This is a genomic window from Dyella silvae (assembly GCF_026421305.1).
Lineage (GTDB): Bacteria > Pseudomonadota > Gammaproteobacteria > Xanthomonadales > Rhodanobacteraceae > Dyella > Dyella silvae.
The window spans coordinates 109,657-128,660 of the sequence record NZ_JAPJBQ010000006.1; the positions used below are offsets into that span (position 1 = coordinate 109,657).

The window sequence follows — 19,004 nt, forward strand, 5'->3', positions numbered from 1 at the left end:
TTCACGTTGCGGCCGCTTGCGCCGACGCAGTAGTCTCGCGGGAAGGAAACGGGACCTGCGGTTCCGTAGGGGACTATCGCGATGCGTACGACCACGGGATCCGACCCGGGGCAGCGCGCGGCCGGGCATCAGGAAGCACTCCCTGCCGTCGACCACACCCCATCTATCGATGGTTCGGCGGACGGATTCGCCGTTCCCGGTTTTGACGCGGTCGTGCGCCTGGTCACCGGTTCGCTCGGCGTGCCGCTGGTATCGCTGATCCTCCAGGGTGGCACCGCGTACTGGTTTGCCGACGGCAACGCTTTGCCGGTTCATGATCCGCGCGCGCTCCACCCCCGCTATCTGGAAGCGGCACGCAGCACCATGCCGAGTGTCGTGCCCGACACGCTGCTCGACGAGCGCTTCCGCGAAGCCGCACTTGAACTCGCCGCCACGCCAGGCCCCATCCGTTTTTTCGCCAGCGAACCGGTTTACACGCTCACCGGGCAGCAGATCGGCGCGCTATGCGTGATGGATCTGCAACCGCGCGATGGCTTGAGCGAGAACGAGCACACGGCACTGCGCGATGCCGCCTCCCTGATCGGCGCTGGCGTCGTGTTGCGCAGTTATCTGGGCCGCACCGATCCGATTACCCAGCTGCCGCATCGCTATGCGTTTTTCGATGACTTGCGCAGTCACCTGCACAATGACGTCGCGCATGCGTGGGTGATGGCCATCGACGTCGCTCCGGTGCAGCGCTTCAACGCCTTCATCCGCGCGATGGGACATGCCTATGCGGACGAGCTGATGCGCGCCGTGGCACAGCGGCTGCAAGGCTGGATACCGGCCAGGACACGCCTGTATCAGATAGGCACAACGCGATTCGCCGCCGTGCTGCCCGACCACCACATACTCGACGACACCAGCCGGCTGGATGATCTCGTCGCACGACTGCGCCAGCCGTTTGACTGCCTGGGCATTCCGCTGACCATCCAGCCCGGCGTGGGTCTGCTGAAGATCAATGCGAGCGAACTACGTGGCGGCGATCCGTTGCGCCTGGTGATGAATGCCTCGTATGCCGCCCAACACAGCGTGCGCGGCTGGGCGGTATACAACCGCCTGCAGGACGAACATCAGCGGCAGGAATTTTTCCTGGTAACCGAACTGGCCGCTGCGCTCACCGAACGCACCGAGCTGGATCTGCATTACCAGCCTCGCGTGGATCTGGACAGCGGCCGTTGCGTGGGCGTGGAAGCGTTGGCACGGTGGCACCATCCCACCCTGGGGCTGATATCGCCCAACCAGTTCATCGGCTTGGCCGAACGCGCGGGCTTGATGCAACTGCTAACGCAGTGGGTACTCGAGCATGGCGTGGCACAACTGGCCATGTGGCGGCGCGACGGTCATGACATCAAGCTGTCGGTCAATGTCTCCAGCAGCGACCTCACCGCCGATCTGGTCGGGCGGCTGCGCGATGTCGCCGAACAACACAAAGTAGGGCTGGATGCGCTGGAACTGGAGTTCACCGAAAGCACGCTGATGGAGCACAGCGCCACCACTCGGCGGCATCTCACCGCGATCCGGCAGCTCGGCGCCGGCATCGCCATCGATGATTTCGGCACCGGTTACAGCAACCTCGCCGCACTGCGGCAGATGCCTGCGACCAGCCTGAAGATCGATCAGTCCTTCGTACGCGGCATGGGTACCAGCCGCCACGACGAAGCCATCGTGCGCTCCGTGGCCGAGCTCGCGCGAAGCATGGGCTTTCGCGTGGTGGTGGAAGGCGTGGAGACCTCGCAGCTTTACGAAAGCGTGCTCGGCATGGCGTGCGACGAGGCACAGGGTTTCCATATCTCGCATCCGCTGCCAGCGTCCGACATGCTGGCGTGGCTCGCCGCGCATCGCGGCATGCCGTCGCGGCAAGCCGTGCGTTGGGTTGAATGACATTTCCGCACCACCGTCGCGCACTGAGTGCGCTCCCACAGGGAAGGCTTGATAGGATCGGGGCACCACTCGCGGAGACACCTCATGCGCCTGACCTCACTTGCCCTGGCCGCCGCCACCGTTATGGCCGGCACGGCCCATGCCGCCGACACCACGCAACTCGTGCAAAACGAGCTTCCGCAGGTCACCGCCTGGCGCCGCGATATCCATCAGCATCCGGAATTGAGCAACCGCGAAACGCGCACATCGGCGCTGGTGGCCGCGCAGTTGAAGAAGCTAGGTCTGGAAGTCCATACCGGCATCGCCCATACCGGCGTGGTCGGCATACTCAAGGGTGGCAAGCCCGGTCCCAAATTAGCCATACGCGCGGACATGGACGCGCTGCCGGTGACCGAAGAATTGGATCTGCCATTCGCCTCCAAAGCCAAGGGCGAATATCGCGGCAAACCCACCGGCGTCATGCACGCCTGCGGCCACGACGCACACACCGCCATGCTGCTTGGTCTGGCCACTACGCTGGCCGGCATGAAGAACGATCTGCCTGGTGAAGTGATGTTCGTCTTCCAGCCCGCCGAGGAAGGCGCGCCAGCCGGCGAGCAAGGCGGTGCGTCGCTGATGCTGAAGGAAGGCGTGTTCCGCGACTTCAAGCCGGATGCGATGTTCGGCATGCACGTGGTCAGCTCGCTCAACGTCGGCACCGTTGCCTTGCGGCCGGGCCCGACCATGGCCGGCTCGGACTGGTTCAAGCTGGTGGTGCACGGCCGCCAGACGCACGGCGCCATGCCGTGGGGCGGCGTGGATCCCATCGTCACTTCGGCGGAAATCATCACCGCCGCGCAAACCATCGTCAGCCGCAAGCTCAATATTGGCGACCTGCCGGCCGTGCTCAGCTTTGGCATCATCGAAGGCGGCTCGCGCAACAACATCGTGCCGGACAAGGTAGAAATGCAAGGTACTCTGCGCACCTTTGATCCGGGCATGCGCCAGCAGGCGTTCGACAACCTCAAGAGCATCGCGGACCACATCGCGGCTGCGAATGGCGCCACAGTGGATGCGGAAATCCCCGTGGGCGACAGCAACCCCGTGCTGGTCAACAACCCTGCCCTGGAAGCCCGCGTGCGTACCAGCATCGCCACGGCCATCGGCGGCGATCATGTGATCGAAGCCAAGCCGTGGATGGCCTCGGAAGACTTCGCGTATTTCGCCAAAGAAGTGCCCAGCGTCTACTTCTTCGTAGGCGCCACACCCGCTGGACAGGATGCGCTGAAGGCTCCCGCCAACCACTCGCCGAAGTTCTTCATGGACGAAGGCGCGCTGAAGATCGGCATGGAGTCGATGCTGCAAGCCACGCTCGACTACCTCAACACACCGGCATCCTGAGTACTCGCAACCTGGCGAATCAGGCCGCATAAAAAACACAGCCGCTCATCGAGCGGCTGTGTTATGGGTCGATGGCCGCCCGATGCTGCCTCAGTGGATAGCATCCGGATCAATGGATGGCCTGCGCCTCAGGGAAGGTCCATTTGCCGCTCAAGACCCTCCGCCACCCTTCGTGGCCGTCTAGTACTTTTGTCACGGTCGCCTTGCGCGAAGCATACGCATACTCCGGACTTACATCGATCCAATCATGTCCCGGGGAAGTTGCATGCGTCGTCTTCTGTACCTGCTGCTGGCTGGCAGTCTCGTGTTGTCGCCCTGTTCCATCACGCTGGCCAAGGATGCGCCCACCGACAAAAAGGCCACGAGCAAGGAAGAAGACGCCCAGGCGCCCACCAGCGAAACGGCGGTACGCAGCAAACACAGCGTCAGCATCGGCGGCCACTCCGTCGCCTATACCGCCACCGCGGGCACGCTGATCATTCGCGACGACAAGGGCCAGCCACAGGCCAGCGTGTTCTACGTGGCGTACACGGTGGACAACGGCAAGCCGGAAAAGCGGCCGGTCACGTTTCTCTACAACGGTGGCCCGGGTTCTTCCAGCATGTGGTTGCACATGGGTTCGTTCGGCCCGGTGCGCATCCAGACCGACAGCCCGACTGCCACCGCGCCGGCACCGTACAAGCTGGTGGCCAACAACGACAGCCTGCTCGACAAGACCGATCTCGTATTCATCGACGCGGTCGGCGCCGGGTACTCGCGCCCGGTGGGCAAGGCCGAAGGCAAGGATTTCTGGGGCGTGGATCAGGACGTCTCTGCGTTCAGCCGCGCTATCCAGCGCTACGTGACCATCAACAATCGCTGGAACTCGCCCAAGTTCCTGTTCGGCGAAAGCTACGGCACCACGCGCTCGGGCGCGTTGGTAGATGCGCTGCAGGACAAGGGCATGGCGTTCAACGGCGTGATCCTGATGTCGTCGATCCTCAACTACGGCGTGCGTACCCCGGGCTACGACGAGATGTACATCGGCTACGTGCCGAGTTATGCCGCCGCGGCGTGGTATCACAACAAGCTCGCCAACAAGTCGGCCGACCTTACGGCCTATCTGCAGCAGGTGCGTGCATTCGCCCGCGGCCCTTACGCGGCGGCACTGGCGAAGGGACAGAATGTGCCGCCGGCCGAGGCCGATGAGGTAGCGCGGCAGCTGGCCAGTTACACCGGCCTGTCTGCCGATTACATCAAGCAGGCCAACCTGCGCGTGGATCCCGCGCGTTTCCGCAAGGAATTGCTGCGCAGCGAACGCCGCACCATTGGCCGCTTCGACGCCCGCTTTGAAGGCATGGATGAAGACTCCGCCGGCGAAGTGCCCGATTACGATGCCTCCGATGCCGGCATCAGCGGCGCTTTCATTACCGCGTTCCACGACTACATCAGTGGCCAGCTCAACTACCACAGCGACCTGGAGTACCGCCCCACCTTTGCCGACATCGGCAAGGATTGGGATTGGAAGCATCAGGCAGCGGGCATCAAGCGGCCGTTGCAAACGGCTTACGTGGCAGGTGACCTCGCGCACGCGATCCGCACCAACCCGCATCTGCAGGTGCTATCGGTCAATGGCTACTACGATTTCGCCACGCCGTTCTTCATCACCGAATACGACCTGTCGCACATGAATCTCGAACCGTCGCTGCGCGGCAACGTGCAGTTTCTGTATTACCCATCGGGGCACATGATCTATCTGAACACGGAAGCGCTGCAAAAGCTCAAGGGCGATCTGGCGCGCTATTACGACACTACGTCGCACTCTTGATGCCAAGAGTCGACCTCCATCGCCCCTCACCGTCATTCCCGCGCAGGCGGGAAGCGCTTCACAACAGCCGAATGGCTGGTCATCCAGTGACTTTTGCACCGCCACAAAGGCACTGGATCCCCGCCTTCGCGGGGATGACGTTGAGGAAGCAACATGCCTGCAGCACCCATGAAAGGGCACCAAGGAATTCACTGACATGCGCCAGCTTTCCATCGCCACGCTCACCCTCGCCACGATTCTCGCGCTGGGCGCCCTGCCCTTGCACGCCGCCGACACGCCCAAAGACGCGTCCAAGTCCGAACAGGGCGACAAAGACAAGAGCGCCGACGAACAACCCATTCCGCCCGAACGCAAGTCCGTCACCAAGCACAGCGTGCGCATCGGCGGACGCACCGTGAACTACACGGCCACCGCGGGCACCTTGCTGATCCGCGACGACAAGGGCAAGCCGACGGTAAGTTTCTTCTACGTCGCTTACACGGTGGACGGCGGCAAGAACAGCAAGCGGCCGGTGACGTTCTTCTATAACGGCGGCCCGGGTTCGTCGTCGATGTGGCTGCACATGGGCTCGTACGGTCCGGTGCGCGTGGCCAACGACGGCGACAAGCCGATTCCGCCCGCGCCGTATCACTGGGTGCCGAACGAGAGCAGCCTGCTCGACAAGAGCGACCTGGTGTTCATCGATGCGCCGGGCACCGGTTATTCGCAACTGGTAGGCAAGACCGAGGGCAAGGACGTGTGGGGCGTAGACCAGGATGCCGACGCCTTCACCCGCCTCATCTCCCGCTACGTCAGCACCAACAATCGCTGGAACTCGCCGAAGTTCCTGTTCGGCGAAAGCTACGGCACGACCCGCTCGGCGGTGCTGGTGAAGTCGTTGCAGGAAAAGGGCATGGAGTTCAACGGCGTCATTCTGATGTCGTCGATTCTCGACTTTGCCGTCGCCGCGCCTGGCATCGATCACGGCTACGTCATGAACCTGCCCACCGAGGCGGCGATTGCCTGGTATCACAACAGGGTGCCCAACAAGCCCGCCGACATTGGCGCGTTTCTCGCCGAAGTGCGGCGCTTTGCGTCCAGCGACTACACGCTGGCGCTGGCCAAGGGTGACGCCATCGAGCCGGCTGAGGCCGACCGCATCGCCAATCAGATGAGCCGCTACCTGGGCCTGTCGCCGCAGTACATCAAGGAGGCCAATCTGCGTGTGGGTCCCAGCCGCTTCCGCAAGGAGCTGATGCGCGACCAGCGCCTGACCGTCGGACGTCTGGACGGCCGTTTCCATGGCATCGACCCCGATGCGGCCGGGGAGGTGCCCGATGGCGATACCGCGAGCGATGCCATTACCGGGGCCTATGTGGCGATGTTCAACCAGTACGCCGCAAACGAACTGAAGTTCACCACCGATCAGTCCTATCTGCCCAACAACTACGCCAATGTCGGCAAGACCTGGGACTGGAAGCGCAAAAAGAACGGCGGCTGGTTGCAGGCCACCTATGTGGCGGACGACCTTGGCGACGCCATGCGGCGCAACCCGCACTTGAAGGTGTTCTCGGCCAATGGCTATTACGATCTGGCCACGCCGTTCTACGCCACCGAGTTCGACCTCGGCCATCTCGGCCTCGAACCGGCGCAGCGCAAGAACATTTCGTATGGCTTCTATGCCTCTGGCCATATGATTTATCTCGATCAGCGCTCGCTGGAACAGAGCAAAGCCGATCTGAGCCACTTCTATGACGATGCTGCACCGTGAACAAACGCCCCACCTCGAACACCACTGACGACACCAGCGAGCAGCCGCTCGACCCATCGCGACGCCGCCTGCTTGGCGGCCTTGCGCTGACCGGCGCGTCACTCGCCGTCGGCGGGCGCGAAGCGCTCGCCAGTACGCCGTTGACCGTGCAGGCGGCATCCACACCGCTCGATGCCGCGTTGCGCGAGCACATCCAGCAGGTGGTGGTGATCTATGCGGAGAACCGCAGCTTCAACAATCTGTTTGCCGACTTCCCCGGAGTGGAGAAGCCACTCAGCGCATTGAAGCCCGAGCAGTACCAGCAACGCGACCGCGACGGTTCGCTGCTGAAGACCCTGCCGCCGGTGTGGCACGGCCTCGCGCCACACAAGCAGACGGTGAACCATCGTACGTATCAGGTGATGCAGGACGACCTCACGGGCCTGCCCAATGCGCCGTGGGCGCTGCGCACGGGCGCTGGCGAGCCGCTGCCGCATGGCGTCGTGACGCGCGATCTGGTGCATCGCTTCTACGAGAACCAGCAACAGATCAACGAGGGCAAGAACGACGGCTTCGTGGCCTGGAGCGATACCGGCGCGATGGTGATGGGCTACTACGGCGACAGCGCCGCTCATCTGCGCCTGTGGCAACTCGCTCGCCAGTACACGCTGTGCGACAACTTCTTCATGGGCGCGTTCGGCGGCTCGTTTCTCAACCACCAATATCTGGTGGCGGCGCAACCACCGTTCTACCCCGCCGCAGACCAGAGCCCTGCCCGCTTCAACATCGCCGTGACCGAAAGCGGCAAGCCCACCGACACACGCCTGAAGCTGGCCGAGGATTCACCGCGCAGTGCGATGGATGGCCGGCCCAAGTTCGCTTCGCGCAGTGCGCTGACGCCGGATTTCTTCGCGGTCAACACCATGTCGCCGCCTTATGCGCCCAGTGCGACAGAGTCGGGCAGCCATCCGAATCTGGCCGATCCGGATAGCCCCAACACTTTGCCGCCACAGTCGCACCCGACCATCGGCGACGTGCTGTCCAAAGCCGGCGTGGACTGGGCGTGGTACGCCGGTGCGTGGCAGATGGCACTGGATGGCAAGGGCGATGGCGACGAGAAGCAGTTCCCGCAGCGGCCCAACTTTCAGATGCACCATCAGCCGTTGAATTATTTCAAGAGTTTCGCGCCTGGTACCGAAGCACGCGCCCGGCATCTGCGCGACGGGGGTACCGGCGAAACGTCGCAAACCAACCGTTTCCTCGCCGACATTGAAGCCGGTCGTCTGCCGACAGTGAGCTTCTATAAGCCGCAAGGCGATCTCAACATGCACGCCGGCTATTCGGATGTGGATGCGGGCGATCGGCACATCATGCGCATTGTGGACAGCTTGCAGAAATCGCCTGCCTGGAAGCACACGCTGGTGATCATCACCGTCGACGAGAACGGTGGCTGGTGGGATCACGTGGCGCCGCCCAAAGGCGATCGCTGGGGACCGGGCTCTCGCATTCCGGCCATCATCGTGTCGCCATTCGCCAAGAAGGGCCATGTCGATCACACGATCTACGACACCGGCTCCATCGCCCGTTTCCTCACGCGCCGCTTCGGACTGGAGAAGCTTCCCGGCCTTGCATTGCGCGAACAGGCAATGACAGCGGCTGGCGGACCGCCACCCGGCGACCTCACCAACGCGCTGGATTTTAGGGCGTAACACCTCGCGCCTCTTGTAGGAGCGCACTTGTGCGCTCCTACAACGTAGCGGGCGTCGCCAGAACGCACCTCTCACATCCCGGATGGCATACTCCACCGCCATTCCAAGCCGAGAGCTCCGCCATGCGCCACACCCGCCTGATGCTCACCGCCCTCATCGCGATCGCTGCCACCACCGCTGCCCATGCGCAGACGGGCCTTGGCCCCATTGCCAACCAGTACAAGAACGCGACGAAGAACTTCGACATCGCTGACAAGAACAAAGACGGGCTGCTGACCAAGGAAGAAGCCGAGAAGGGTCCTGTGCCGTTCATTCGCGCGCATTTCGATGAGATCGACAAGACCCATCGCGGCGTAGTGTCCAAGCAGGATGTGGTGGACTACATCAAGTCGCTGCAGCAGGGACATAGCGCCCCGGCAGCGGCAAGTTCGACCCATTAAGTTGCGCTGATCGCCCTCCCCGTGGGAGCGCACAGGGTGCGCTCCCACCGAAGCAGCCGGCTGCCCCTCCGGGGTGACCATCCGCACCCGCGGCCACCTGCCCGCCAGTGGCATACTCGGCGCTCCTGCTGATGGAGTTTCCCCCGATGCGCCCGTTCCATGCCCTCGCCTTCGGCGCCCTTGTGCTGCCGCTGAGCGCCTTCGCTGCCGACCCGCACTCGTACGCCCAGCCCGACCAGGTCCGCGTCACCCACCTCGATCTGGATCTGAAGGTCGACTTTCCGCGCAAGCAGCTCGATGGCCAGGCCACGCTGAAGCTGGACTGGAAGGACCCGAAGGCCCAGTCGCTGGTGCTCGACACGCGCGACCTGAAGATCGCCCGCATCGAAGGCATCGACGCGGCCGGCAAGGCCAACGCGCTGAAGTACGCACTCGCGCCGCGCGACAAGGAGCTGGGCAGCAAGCTCACCATCGCTACGCCGCAGCATCCGGCGCAGGTGCGCATTGTCTACTCGACCGTGCCCACCGCATCGGGCCTGCAGTGGCTGACGCCGGAGCAGACCGCCGACAAGAAGTTGCCGTTCATGTTCTCGCAATCGGAATCCATCCATGCGCGTTCGTGGGTGCCGCTGCAGGATTCGCCGGCCATTCGATTCACCTACAACGCCCACGTCACCGCACCGAAGGATGTGCGCGTGGTGATGAGCGCACTGAACGACGCTAACCACCCGCTCGACGGCGACTTCAGCTTCAGCCAGCCGCATCCGATCCCGTCGTACCTGCTCGCCATCGCCGCTGGCGACATCGCGGCGAAGGAAACCGGTCCGCGTTCGGCCGTCTATGCCGAGCCGAGCATCGCAGGCAAGGCCGCGAAAGAGTTTGAAGACACCGAGAAGCTGATCAAGGCGGCCGAATCGCTGTACGGCCCGTATGCGTGGGGCCGCTACGATCTGCTGGTGCTGCCGCCATCGTTCCCGTTCGGCGGCATGGAAAACCCCAACATGACCTTTGCCACGCCGACCCTGCTGGTCGGCGACAAGAGCCTGGTCTCGGTGATTTCCCATGAGCTGGCCCACTCGTGGTCGGGCAACCTCGTTACCAGCGCTGCCTGGCGCGATATCTGGCTCAACGAGGGTTTCACCACGTATGTGCAGGGGCGCATCACCGAAGCTGTCTATGGCAAGGCGCTGGCGGACGAGGAAGCGCTGATCTCCGCGCGCGGCCTGCAGAAGAGCATCAAGGACATGCCGGAGAATGCGCAGCGACTCGCGCCAAAGCCTGGCATCGGCGCGGACGATTCGATTTCTGAAGTGCCTTACGACAAGGGCAGCTGGTTCCTGCGCACGCTGGAAGAGCGCTTCGGCCGCGAGACGTTCGACGCCTACCTCAAAGGTTACTTCGCGCACTTTGCGTTCCAGAGCATCACCACCGAGCAGATGCTCGACTACCTGAAGGCCAACCTGTTCGACAAGAACCCCGGCAAGATGAGCTGGGACGAAGTGAAGCAGTGGGTGTACGAGCCGGGCGTTCCCAAGAACGCGCCGCTGCCGGATTCACCGCGCTTCAACGCCATCGACAAGGAGCGCGCATCGTTCCTCGCCGGCTCGCTCGCGGCCGACAAGCTCAATGCGAAGAGCTGGAACACGCAGGAGTGGATGTACTTCCTCGACGGCCTGCCGGATGTGACGCCGCTGGAAAAGATCAAGCAGATCGATGCCGCATGGCACCTCACCGGCACGCCCAATGCCGAGATCGGCATGCGCTGGTATAGCCATGCGATCGCCGCCGGCGACAAGGATGTATGGAGCGCGGCTGCCGAGCACATGACCCGCATCGGCCGTCTGTACCTCACCATGCCGCTGTACAAGGCGTTCGTGAAAACGCCGGAAGGTCTCGCCTATGCCGAACAGGTTTACGCCAAGGCCAAGAGCGGCTACCACCCGCTGACGCAGGATGCGGTGGAAGCGCTGTTCGCCAAGGCAAAGAAAAACGGCAAGTAAGCCGGCTGCGCCCCTCCTTGCAAAAGGCGGGGCGCGCCGCCATCGATTGTTCGCCCTGAGTTTCTTATATCCCCATGACTTCGACATCGACGACGCCCAAGCCAACCGTTTCCACCCGCCCGTTGTGGCAGCGGCTGGCCATACGCCGCCTCAAGTTCCTTGGCTACACCGCCGCGCTATTGATCGTTGTGCTGGGCGGCTCCTATCTGTTCGCTCCGCAATGGCTCATGCAGGCCGATGTGAAGCGTCAGGCTATGGCCGCGCATGTCGACGAGCACTCCGTGCAGGTCGGCGACACCAAATGGGTGTATTTCGAAGGCGGCCAGGGTCCGACCCTGGTGCTGCTGCACGGCTTTGCCGCCAGCAAGGAAGTCTGGCTGAAACAGCTCGAACTGCTGACGCCGCACTTCCACGTGATTGCGCCCGATCTGCCGGGTTGGGGCGAATCCAGCCGCGTCGACGGCGCCAGCTACAACATCGATGCGCAGGTGGGGCGACTGCAGGGTTTTGTCAGCGCACTCAATCTGCAGCGCTTCGTGCTCATTGGCCATTCGATGGGCGGCGCTATCGCCGGCGTCTACGCCGCTGAACACCCTGAGCATGTCGCCGAACTGGCGCTATTGGATTCGTTTGGCCTGAAAGCCGACGAGAATGACTTCTCCCGCCAGGCCAAGGCCGGCAAGAACGTGTTTGTGTTCGACAATCGCGCGCAGTTTGCGCAGGCCACCGCGTGGGCCTTTGCCAAGCCGCTGGATATCCCCGGCCGTTTTCAGGATGTGTTGATCAAGCACAACCAGGAGAACCGCGCCTTTATCGAGCACACGTTCAACGAGCTGCGCGATCCGTCGCAGTATCTGTCCGTGCAGAACCGTCTCGACAAGCTCGGCATGCCGGTGCTCGGCCTGTGGTGTCATGACGACAAGATCACCGACATCTCGGCACTCGACAGTTTGCGCAACGGCCTGAAGACCGCCAGCGCCATCAGCACCAGCACCATGACCGGCTGCAATCACATGCCGATACTCGAGAAGCCGGAAGAGACGGTGCGCATACTGACGTCGTTTGCGCTGTCGCACTGAGGCGCTCAAGCGCCTCGCTTTCGCTCGTCATTCCGGCGCAGGCCGGAATCCAGTGGCGGTATCGTTAGGTTGCCGCGTTTCGGCAAGACGTATATGCCAGATTGCCTTACGCTGGGTGATAACCCTGCTCTACTGTCACTGGATTCCGGCCTGCGCCGGAATGACGAGCAAGAAAAGCGTCTCGGCACCTTTGACGGCTACCGGAGAGATGAGCTTCTGTTCGGTAGCTTTTAGTCCGCTACGTCGGCAACCAGCCGATCCAGTTCAGTCTTCAACCACGCGCCGTTCATGCGTAGCCAGTCGCGCTGCTCGCGCCACTCGGGAAAGAGCACTTCCACCTGCGCCCAGAATCGCGGTGCGTGGCTGCGCACTTTCAGGTGGCATAACTCATGGGCAAGCACGTATCGCAGCGCATTGGATGGCGCGAGTGCCAGCGCGAGGTCGAGATTGATGCGATCGCGCGTGTCGAGGCTGCCCCACAGGCTCTTCATGGGACGCACGCGCAGTGCGGTGGGCGCCAGTCCGAGCATCGGCACATAGCTGGCAAGCCAACGGGACACATCGCGGCGTATCTGCGATTCGAAATACGACGCGAGCAGGCCACGCGCCACGGGTAACGCGCGAGTGTGGGGGCGAGGAATCACCAACGTCACCGTGCCTTCGCCGGCATCGACGCGGGGATACGGGCCTTCTGCCCAGTCAAGTTGCACGGTTTCACCGCGCAGCGGAAATTCAGTAGGCGAGCCCACGCGTAACGGCGGCAGCGGATTGACGATGAGATGCAGCTCGTCGAGCTTGCGCTCCAGCCAATCGGCATGGTGTCGAAGGAACGCGCTCACCTGTGCCGGATGCGTGCCGTGCGGATACGACACGCGCGCGCCCTTGGGCGTGACGGTAAGGCGCAGTCGGCGCGCGCGCGGATGCGCGGTCTTCAGCACACGAATCGTGCTGCCGCTTGCGGTGGCCAGTTCGAGCCAATCGCCTTCTAGGTGCTGCGTCATGTCCCCGCCTGCTTCGACTGCGTGGCGTCCAGGCCCACTAGTGTCCCAGAGGATATGTGGGGGGAGCATGCAGGCTTCGCAAGACGAGCCTGTGACCAGCCCCACCCTGCCGAATGGCCAGGGCGGGGCTGAGAATCTCAGGCCTCGGCGGGACGCGGCAGGCCGAACCATTCCTCCAGCTTGCCCAACAGGCGCTCGACCTCGAGGGTCAGCAGGGCAAAGGTGGCATCGGCCTCGGCGGCGGCGTCGGGGTGGCTGTCGCCCAGTTCGTCGACGACCACGTCGAGGAACTTCAGCTTGCGCACGATCAGGTCTTCGCCGAGCACGAAGCTCATGCGCTCATCGAAGGTGAGACCGAGCTGAAACACCTGCTTGCCGTTGCGCAGATGCTCTTTCACTTCCTCACCGTCCAGATCCTGGCGGCGGCACTTGGCGATGGCGCCGGTGGCCGAGGCGGGGTCGCGCAGCTCCACTTCGTCGCCGAAGGCGAGGCCGGCCGGCAGATTGCCGTTGGCCAGCCAGTCGGTCATCAGCACGCGGGGGCCCTCTTCCGGGGCCAGCGGGACAGCAGGGAAACTGCCCAGTGCCTCGCGCATCTGGGTGAGCGTGTTCTCAGCCGACTTGCGACTGGAGGTATCCAGCACCAGCCAGCCGTTCTTCTTGTCCACGTAGGCGCGCTGGCGCGAGCTGCGGATAAAGGCGCGCGGCACCAGCTCGGTCAGCACGTCCTCCTTCAGGCGCTTGCGCTCGCGGCCACCGACTTTGCGGCCTTCTTCTTCGGCGATCTTCTGCACACGGCGATGAAGTTCGTCGTTAACGACCGCGCCGGGCAGCAACTTGTCTTCGCTGCCGACGGTGACCATGGTGCAGGCGTTCACGGCATGGGTCAGCGAGGCTTCCTCGCCCTTGCCCACGGGCGGCACGAAACCCTTGGTGCCCATTTCCATCGGGCCGCAGGGGCGCAACCGATAGTCACCCAGCACCTCGTCGAGGCGGCTCAGGTCTTCGGAAACGGCGGGGGAAAAGCGGAACAGCGTGAGATTGCGGAAGAACATTCGGTATCCGTGCTTTTGGCCGTCATCCCGGCGCAGGCCGGGATCCAGTCGCGGGGCATATGGGTGATGCCATTCCGCGTCTTCATGCACTGGGGCACTGGATCCCGGCCTGCACCGGGATGACGAGCGTGTTGGGTCGAGGCTAGATCAGCGGCTGACCGCAGCCACCGCACTCACCACCGTATCGAGGTTGGCGCGGTTGAGTGCGGCGACGCAGATGCGGCCGGTGCCGATGGCGTAGATGGCGTATTCCTCGCGCAGGCGGTCGACCTGAGCCTTGCTCAGACCCGAGTAGGAGAACATACCCGCCTGCTCCTGGATGAAGCTGAACTGCGGAGCGCCGTCGGAAGCCAGCTTCTCCACCATGCCGGCACGCATGGCGTGGATGCGTTCGCGCATCTCGCCCAGCTCCTGCTCCCACATCGCCTTCAGTTCGACGCTGTTGAGCACGCCGGACACCAGCGCACCACCGTGAGTGGCCGGGCTGGAGTAGTTGGAACGGATGGTGCGCTTGACCAGCGACTGCACGCGCAGCGCTTCGTCGCGATCCTTGCCCACCACGGACAACGCACCCACGCGCTCGCCATACAGCGAGAACGACTTGGAATACGAGTTGGCCACCACGAATGCGTCGATGCCCGACGCAGCGAACAGGCGCACCGCCGTGGCATCGGCGTCGATGCCCTCGTCGAAGCCCTGGTAAGCCATGTCGATGAAGGGCATCAGCTTGCGCTCCTTCACCAGATCCACCACCTGCTGCCACTGCCCGGCGTTGAGATCGACACCGGTCGGGTTATGGCAGCACGCGTGCAGCAGCACCACCGTACCCGGCTCCAGCTTGCCGAGGTCGGCCAGCATGCCGGCGAAATTCAGGCCGTGGGTCTGCGGGTCGTAGTAGGCGTACTCCACCACCTCGAAACCCGCCGCGCTGAACACCACGCGATGGTTTTCCCAGCTCGGGCTGCTGATGGCGACCTTGGCGTTCGGCAGTACTTTCTTCAGCAAGTCGGCGCCAATACGCAGCGCGCCGCTGCCGCCAATGGTCTGCGAGGTAGCCACGCGGCCGGCGGCCAGCAGCGGCGAATCCTCACCGAACACCAGTTTCTGGGTGGCGACGTTGTAAGTGGCCAGACCGTCGATCGGCAGATAACCGCGCGGCTTGGCTTCCAGCGCCAGCGCCTGCTCCACCTCGCGCACGGCGCGCATGAGCGGAATGCGGCCCTGCTCGTCGTAATAGATACCCACGCCCAGATTGACCTTGCCCGGACGCGGATCGGCCAGATAGGCCTCGGTGAGTCCCAGGATCGGATCGCCCGGGGTCATTTCAACGGATGCAAAGTGAGACACGGCGTTACTCGACTGATTCTTGTTGGAGTGACAGCTCATCGGGCGACCCGGCAAGCCACTGATGCGCATCGGCGCGTGCAGTACCTTCGCGCGCGCCCAGCGCGGCGAAGTCGAACAGATTGCGATCGGCGAGCTGGGAGGGAGCCACGTTACCCAGCGCGCGGAAAATAGTCTCGGCGCGGCCGGGCTGGGTCTTCTCCCAATCCTCCATCATGCGCTTAACCGCCTTGCGTTGCAGGTTTTCCTGCGAGCCGCAGAGATTGCACGGAATGATCGGAAACTGGTGTTGTTCTGCATAGTCGGCGATATCGCTTTCCTTGCAGTACGCCAGCGGACGAATCACCACGTGACGGCCATCGTCCGAGCGCAGCTTGGGCGGCATGGCCTTCAGCTGCCCCTGATAGAACAGGTTCAGGAAGAACGTGCCCAGGATGTCGTCGCGATGATGCCCCAGCGCGATCTTGGTGACGCCATTGGCTGCCGCCCAGTGGTACAGCGCGCCGCGCCGCAGGCGCGAACACAGGCTGCACATGGTCTTGCCCTCGGGAATGACCCGGGTGACCGTGCTGTAGGTGTCCTGCTCGATGATGTGGAACGGCACGCCGCGCCCGCTGAGGTAGTCCGGCAGGACATGCTCGGGAAAGCCCGGCTGTTTCTGGTCCAGGTTCACGGCCACCAGCTCGAAACGCACCGGCGCCCTGGCCTGCAACGACAGCAGAATATCCAGCAAGGTGTAGGAATCCTTGCCGCCGGACAGGCACACCATCACCTTGTCGCCGTCTTCGATCATGTTGAAGTCGGCAATGGCCTGGCCTACCTGATGACGCAGGCGCTTGGCCAGCTTGGTGGCCTCGTGATGCTGCTTGCGGGTGGCGTCGGGCTGGGCGGACATGGACAGGATCGGGCGGGACGGCCTCCCATTGTAACGGCCTGACCGCCAGGGGTGCCCTGGGGATGCCCTTGCTGAACGAGTCAGGGCATCCATGGCCCGCCGGCGGTACACTTTCCGGCATTCCCCTTGCCGCCAGCCACCGTCATGCAGGTTCAGGACCAAGCCGACATCGCCCATCTGCTGGCCGAATTGCGCATCGAACACCGCGACCTGGACGTGGCCATCGAGCATCTGGCCACGTCGCTCAGCCGCGACGAGCTTCAGCTCACCCGGCTCAAGAAGCGCAAGCTGCTGCTGAAGGACCATATCGCCCGTCTGGAAAGTAAGCTGATTCCCGACCTGGACGCCTGAGCGTTCGTTCACCGGAGCCCCATGCCTGTGCTGCCGCCTGTCGTGCTGCAAGACGCCTTTGTCGCGCTTGAACCGCTCACCCTGGAACACGCCCCATCGCTGGAAGCCGCCGCCGCCGATGGCGAGCTGTGGAAGCTGTGGTTCACCAGCGCGCCGGCGCCGGGTGAAGCGGCGGCTTACATCACCAAGGCACTGGATGGCCACAAGGCCGGGCTGATGCTGCCGTTCGCGGTGCGAGAAAAGAGCACCGGCGAGATCATTGGCACCACGCGCTTTTACGACATCGTCGCCGACCCGCGCCGCGTGGCCATCGGTTACACGTGGTACGCGAAGCGCTGGCAGAAGAGTTACGTCAACACCGCCTGCAAGCGCCTGCTACTGCAGCATGCGTTCGAAACGCTGGGCTGTGTGGCGGTGGAATTCCACACCGACCACCGCAACCTCGATTCACAGCGCGCGATTGAACGACTGGGCGCACGCCGCGAAGGCGTGCTGCGCAACCACAAGCGCCGTCCGGATGGCACGCTGCGCGATACGGTGTGCTTCAGTGTGATCGACAGCGAATGGCCGGATGTTTCGCGCTGGCTGGCGCTGCGGTTGGAAAGATTGGCGGGCTGATAGCCCGCTGCGTTAGCGCCTACTCAAGATCCACGCATAGCGTTACCACTACCCTCACCGTCATCCCCGCGAAAGCGGGAGGCGCTTCACAACAGCCGAAGGCTGGTCATCCAGTGCCTTTAAACGGTGCGGAAAGGCGAAAGTCGCTGGATCCCCGCTTTCGCGGGGATGACGGTGAGGTAATAACGTGGCGGTACAGAAATCTTGAACCTGGCCTTTTAGAGCAACCGCCCAATCAGTCGATCGAGCCGCACGCGCCGCAACCGCTTCAGCAGCTTGCGCACCTCGGGTGGATAACTGCGCGCTCCCTGCAACTCACGGTAGTGGCCAAGCCTCGTCGCGTGCTTGCGCAAGGCCTCCCACTCGGCTGCATGTTGCGCGGCGAGCAGACCTGACGGATCACGCAACAACAACCCGTTCTCCAGATCCAGCGCCCAAGCGCGCGGATTGAGGTTGTTGCCGGTAAGCACGGCCACCTCGTTATCCACAAACAGACCCTTGAGGTGATAGCTGTTGTCGCCATCGCGCCACAACCACAGGTTGAGCTGACCGGTTTCGATGGCACCCTGATGCGCGCGCGCAAACCGGCGCAAATTGGCCTCATACAGATACGGCAGCAAACCGATTCGCGTGAAAGGCTGATCCGGCGGAATGTAGAAATCGTTGGCTGTCTTGTCGCCCACCATGATGTCGAGCTGGCAACCGCGGCGCAGCAGATGGCCAATCGCGGTACGTACGGGACGCGGCAGGTTGAAGTAAGGCGTGAGCAGGATCACCCGCTGGCGCGCGCCGCGCAGCAAGTCCATCAGCGCTTCGTTCAGGGCATTGTCACCGCGACCGAAGCCCACCAACGGAATCACCGCCACCTGGCCTTCGGCTACCGGCTCGTTCGTTCCGGTGTACTGGGCTTGCTGCAATGACTGGCGTAAGCGCCGGATCGGCTCCTGCAATTCGCGCAGACGCGGCAACGGCAGGCGATCGAAGCGCGGAACGGCGTCGTTGTCGCGAAACTGGGCATAGACGAAATCGGCCATGCTATCGGCAAGGCCGCCATGGCGAATGAGGTGGTAGCGGTCCAGGCGATAACGGCCATGCCTGTCCAGGTAGACATCGTTGAGGCTGGCACCGCTGTACAGCACCGCATCGTCGATGATGAAACCCTTCAGATGCAGCACGCCGAACAGCTCGCGGTTCTGCACGGGCACGCCGCGGACCACTACGCCTTCGCCGTAGCGCTCGGTGTACTCCCGGTACATCGCAGCGTTGCCTGCGCTGTGGCCTTTGCCGATCAGCCCGCGACGCGCACGATGCCAGTCGACATAAACCTCCACGCTCAATCCCGGGCGCACCGCGCGTGCGGCGTACAAGGCATCGAGCACTTCGCGGCCGGCGTCGTCGTCCTGCAGGTAGAGCGCCACCAGCACAATGCGGTGGCGTGCGTTGGCAATCAGCGACAGCAGCGTTTCGCGGAACGCCGCCGGGCCCGCCAGCGTATCGATGGCATCGGCGGGCACCGCGAGATTCAGGAAGCCGGAAAGATCCAGCTCGCGGCGGCGACGCAGTGACAGCAGTCGGCGGGCAAGACTACGCGGCGAGGGCAACGGTCGATTCATAGGGCGCCATGGTATCAACCCGCCACCGGCTAATTGTAGGAGCGCACTGGTGCGCGACCC

Annotated in this window: 15 protein-coding genes; 10 read left to right on the plus strand and 5 right to left on the minus strand. The window is 63.4% G+C overall.

The genetic code is table 11. The features are described 5' to 3' along the window. Positions 1–81 precede the first annotated feature (81 nt). The 8 genes from OQE56_RS14630 (at position 82) to OQE56_RS14665 (ending at position 12,067) form a co-directional block, all read left to right on the plus strand. Positions 82–1,923, plus strand: a complete 1,842-nt coding sequence (locus OQE56_RS14630) for a sensor domain-containing phosphodiesterase (RefSeq protein ID WP_267225375.1) — start codon at positions 82–84, stop codon at positions 1,921–1,923. 84 nt (positions 1,924–2,007) lie between these two features. Next, positions 2,008–3,303, plus strand: a complete 1,296-nt coding sequence (locus tag OQE56_RS14635; protein WP_425601633.1) for an amidohydrolase — start codon at positions 2,008–2,010, stop codon at positions 3,301–3,303. A 265-nt stretch (positions 3,304–3,568) separates the two neighbouring features. Beyond that, positions 3,569–5,110 carry a S10 family peptidase gene (locus OQE56_RS14640; protein ID WP_267225376.1) on the plus strand — a complete coding sequence of 514 codons (1,542 nt, stop codon included), beginning with the start codon at positions 3,569–3,571 and terminating at the stop codon, positions 5,108–5,110. A 196-nt stretch (positions 5,111–5,306) separates the two neighbouring features. After that, positions 5,307–6,860 carry a S10 family peptidase gene (locus tag OQE56_RS14645; RefSeq protein ID WP_267225377.1) on the plus strand — a complete coding sequence of 518 codons (1,554 nt, stop codon included), beginning with the start codon at positions 5,307–5,309 and terminating at the stop codon, positions 6,858–6,860. Next, positions 6,857–8,548 (plus strand): acid phosphatase, encoded by a 1,692-nt coding sequence (gene acpA, locus OQE56_RS14650; protein WP_267225378.1) that lies wholly within the window; start codon positions 6,857–6,859, stop codon positions 8,546–8,548. The genes OQE56_RS14645 and acpA overlap by 4 nt, the downstream gene beginning before the upstream one ends. Before the next feature lie 122 nt (positions 8,549–8,670). Then, on the plus strand, positions 8,671–8,988 hold the full coding sequence (locus OQE56_RS14655; protein WP_267225379.1) for an EF-hand domain-containing protein: 318 nt from the start codon (positions 8,671–8,673) through the stop codon (positions 8,986–8,988). Between the two features lie 146 nt (positions 8,989–9,134). After that, positions 9,135–10,988: a M1 family metallopeptidase gene (locus tag OQE56_RS14660; RefSeq protein ID WP_267225380.1), complete on the plus strand. Its 1,854-nt coding sequence runs from the start codon at positions 9,135–9,137 to the stop codon at positions 10,986–10,988. 74 nt (positions 10,989–11,062) lie between these two features. Further along, entirely contained in the window at positions 11,063–12,067 is a 1,005-nt protein-coding gene (locus OQE56_RS14665) for an alpha/beta fold hydrolase (protein WP_267225381.1), read from the plus strand. 230 nt (positions 12,068–12,297) lie between these two features. Here the strand turns inward: OQE56_RS14665 and OQE56_RS14670 are convergent, their stop codons facing one another. The 4 genes from OQE56_RS14670 to ttcA form a co-directional block, all read right to left on the minus strand. Continuing rightward, positions 12,298–13,068: a M48 family metallopeptidase gene (locus tag OQE56_RS14670; RefSeq protein ID WP_267225382.1), complete on the minus strand. Its 771-nt coding sequence runs from the start codon at positions 13,066–13,068 to the stop codon at positions 12,298–12,300. Between the two features lie 137 nt (positions 13,069–13,205). Then, positions 13,206–14,123 (minus strand): recombination-associated protein RdgC, encoded by a 918-nt coding sequence (locus OQE56_RS14675; RefSeq protein WP_267225383.1) that lies wholly within the window; start codon positions 14,121–14,123, stop codon positions 13,206–13,208. Between the two features lie 147 nt (positions 14,124–14,270). Continuing rightward, positions 14,271–15,470: an amino acid aminotransferase gene (locus OQE56_RS14680; protein WP_267225551.1), complete on the minus strand. Its 1,200-nt coding sequence runs from the start codon at positions 15,468–15,470 to the stop codon at positions 14,271–14,273. A 4-nt stretch (positions 15,471–15,474) separates the two neighbouring features. Then, positions 15,475–16,362 (minus strand): tRNA 2-thiocytidine(32) synthetase TtcA, encoded by an 888-nt coding sequence (gene ttcA, locus OQE56_RS14685; protein WP_267225384.1) that lies wholly within the window; start codon positions 16,360–16,362, stop codon positions 15,475–15,477. 144 nt (positions 16,363–16,506) lie between these two features. Between ttcA and OQE56_RS14690 the strand changes: the two genes are divergently transcribed. Both OQE56_RS14690 and OQE56_RS14695 read left to right on the plus strand, forming a co-directional pair. Then, positions 16,507–16,713, plus strand: a complete 207-nt coding sequence (locus OQE56_RS14690; protein WP_267225385.1) for a YdcH family protein — start codon at positions 16,507–16,509, stop codon at positions 16,711–16,713. Between the two features lie 21 nt (positions 16,714–16,734). After that, positions 16,735–17,331, plus strand: a complete 597-nt coding sequence (locus OQE56_RS14695) for a GNAT family N-acetyltransferase (RefSeq protein WP_267225386.1) — start codon at positions 16,735–16,737, stop codon at positions 17,329–17,331. 218 nt (positions 17,332–17,549) lie between these two features. Here OQE56_RS14695 and pssA read toward each other — a convergent pair whose 3' ends face one another. Then, entirely contained in the window at positions 17,550–18,944 is a 1,395-nt protein-coding gene (gene pssA, locus OQE56_RS14700; protein WP_267225387.1) for a CDP-diacylglycerol--serine O-phosphatidyltransferase, read from the minus strand. Positions 18,945–19,004 lie beyond the last annotated feature (60 nt).

Excerpts from the sequence above, each read along its gene's own strand:
- ttcA (WP_267225384.1), bottom strand. The coding sequence starts at position 16,362 with ATGTCCGCCCAGCCCGACGCCACCCGCAAGCAGCATCACGAGGCCACC.
- OQE56_RS14660 (WP_267225380.1), top strand. The coding sequence starts at position 9,135 with ATGCGCCCGTTCCATGCCCTCGCCTTCGGCGCCCTTGTGCTGCCGCTG.
- OQE56_RS14640 (WP_267225376.1), top strand. The coding sequence starts at position 3,569 with ATGCGTCGTCTTCTGTACCTGCTGCTGGCTGGCAGTCTCGTGTTGTCG.
- OQE56_RS14670 (WP_267225382.1), bottom strand. The coding sequence starts at position 13,068 with ATGACGCAGCACCTAGAAGGCGATTGGCTCGAACTGGCCACCGCAAGC.
- OQE56_RS14665 (WP_267225381.1), top strand. The coding sequence starts at position 11,063 with ATGACTTCGACATCGACGACGCCCAAGCCAACCGTTTCCACCCGCCCG.
- OQE56_RS14655 (WP_267225379.1), top strand. The coding sequence starts at position 8,671 with ATGCGCCACACCCGCCTGATGCTCACCGCCCTCATCGCGATCGCTGCC.
- OQE56_RS14630 (WP_267225375.1), top strand. The coding sequence starts at position 82 with ATGCGTACGACCACGGGATCCGACCCGGGGCAGCGCGCGGCCGGGCAT.
- OQE56_RS14690 (WP_267225385.1), top strand. The coding sequence starts at position 16,507 with ATGCAGGTTCAGGACCAAGCCGACATCGCCCATCTGCTGGCCGAATTG.
- OQE56_RS14675 (WP_267225383.1), bottom strand. The coding sequence starts at position 14,123 with ATGTTCTTCCGCAATCTCACGCTGTTCCGCTTTTCCCCCGCCGTTTCC.
- OQE56_RS14635 (WP_425601633.1), top strand. The coding sequence starts at position 2,008 with ATGCGCCTGACCTCACTTGCCCTGGCCGCCGCCACCGTTATGGCCGGC.
- OQE56_RS14645 (WP_267225377.1), top strand. The coding sequence starts at position 5,307 with ATGCGCCAGCTTTCCATCGCCACGCTCACCCTCGCCACGATTCTCGCG.
- OQE56_RS14695 (WP_267225386.1), top strand. The coding sequence starts at position 16,735 with ATGCCTGTGCTGCCGCCTGTCGTGCTGCAAGACGCCTTTGTCGCGCTT.
- pssA (WP_267225387.1), bottom strand. The coding sequence starts at position 18,944 with ATGAATCGACCGTTGCCCTCGCCGCGTAGTCTTGCCCGCCGACTGCTG.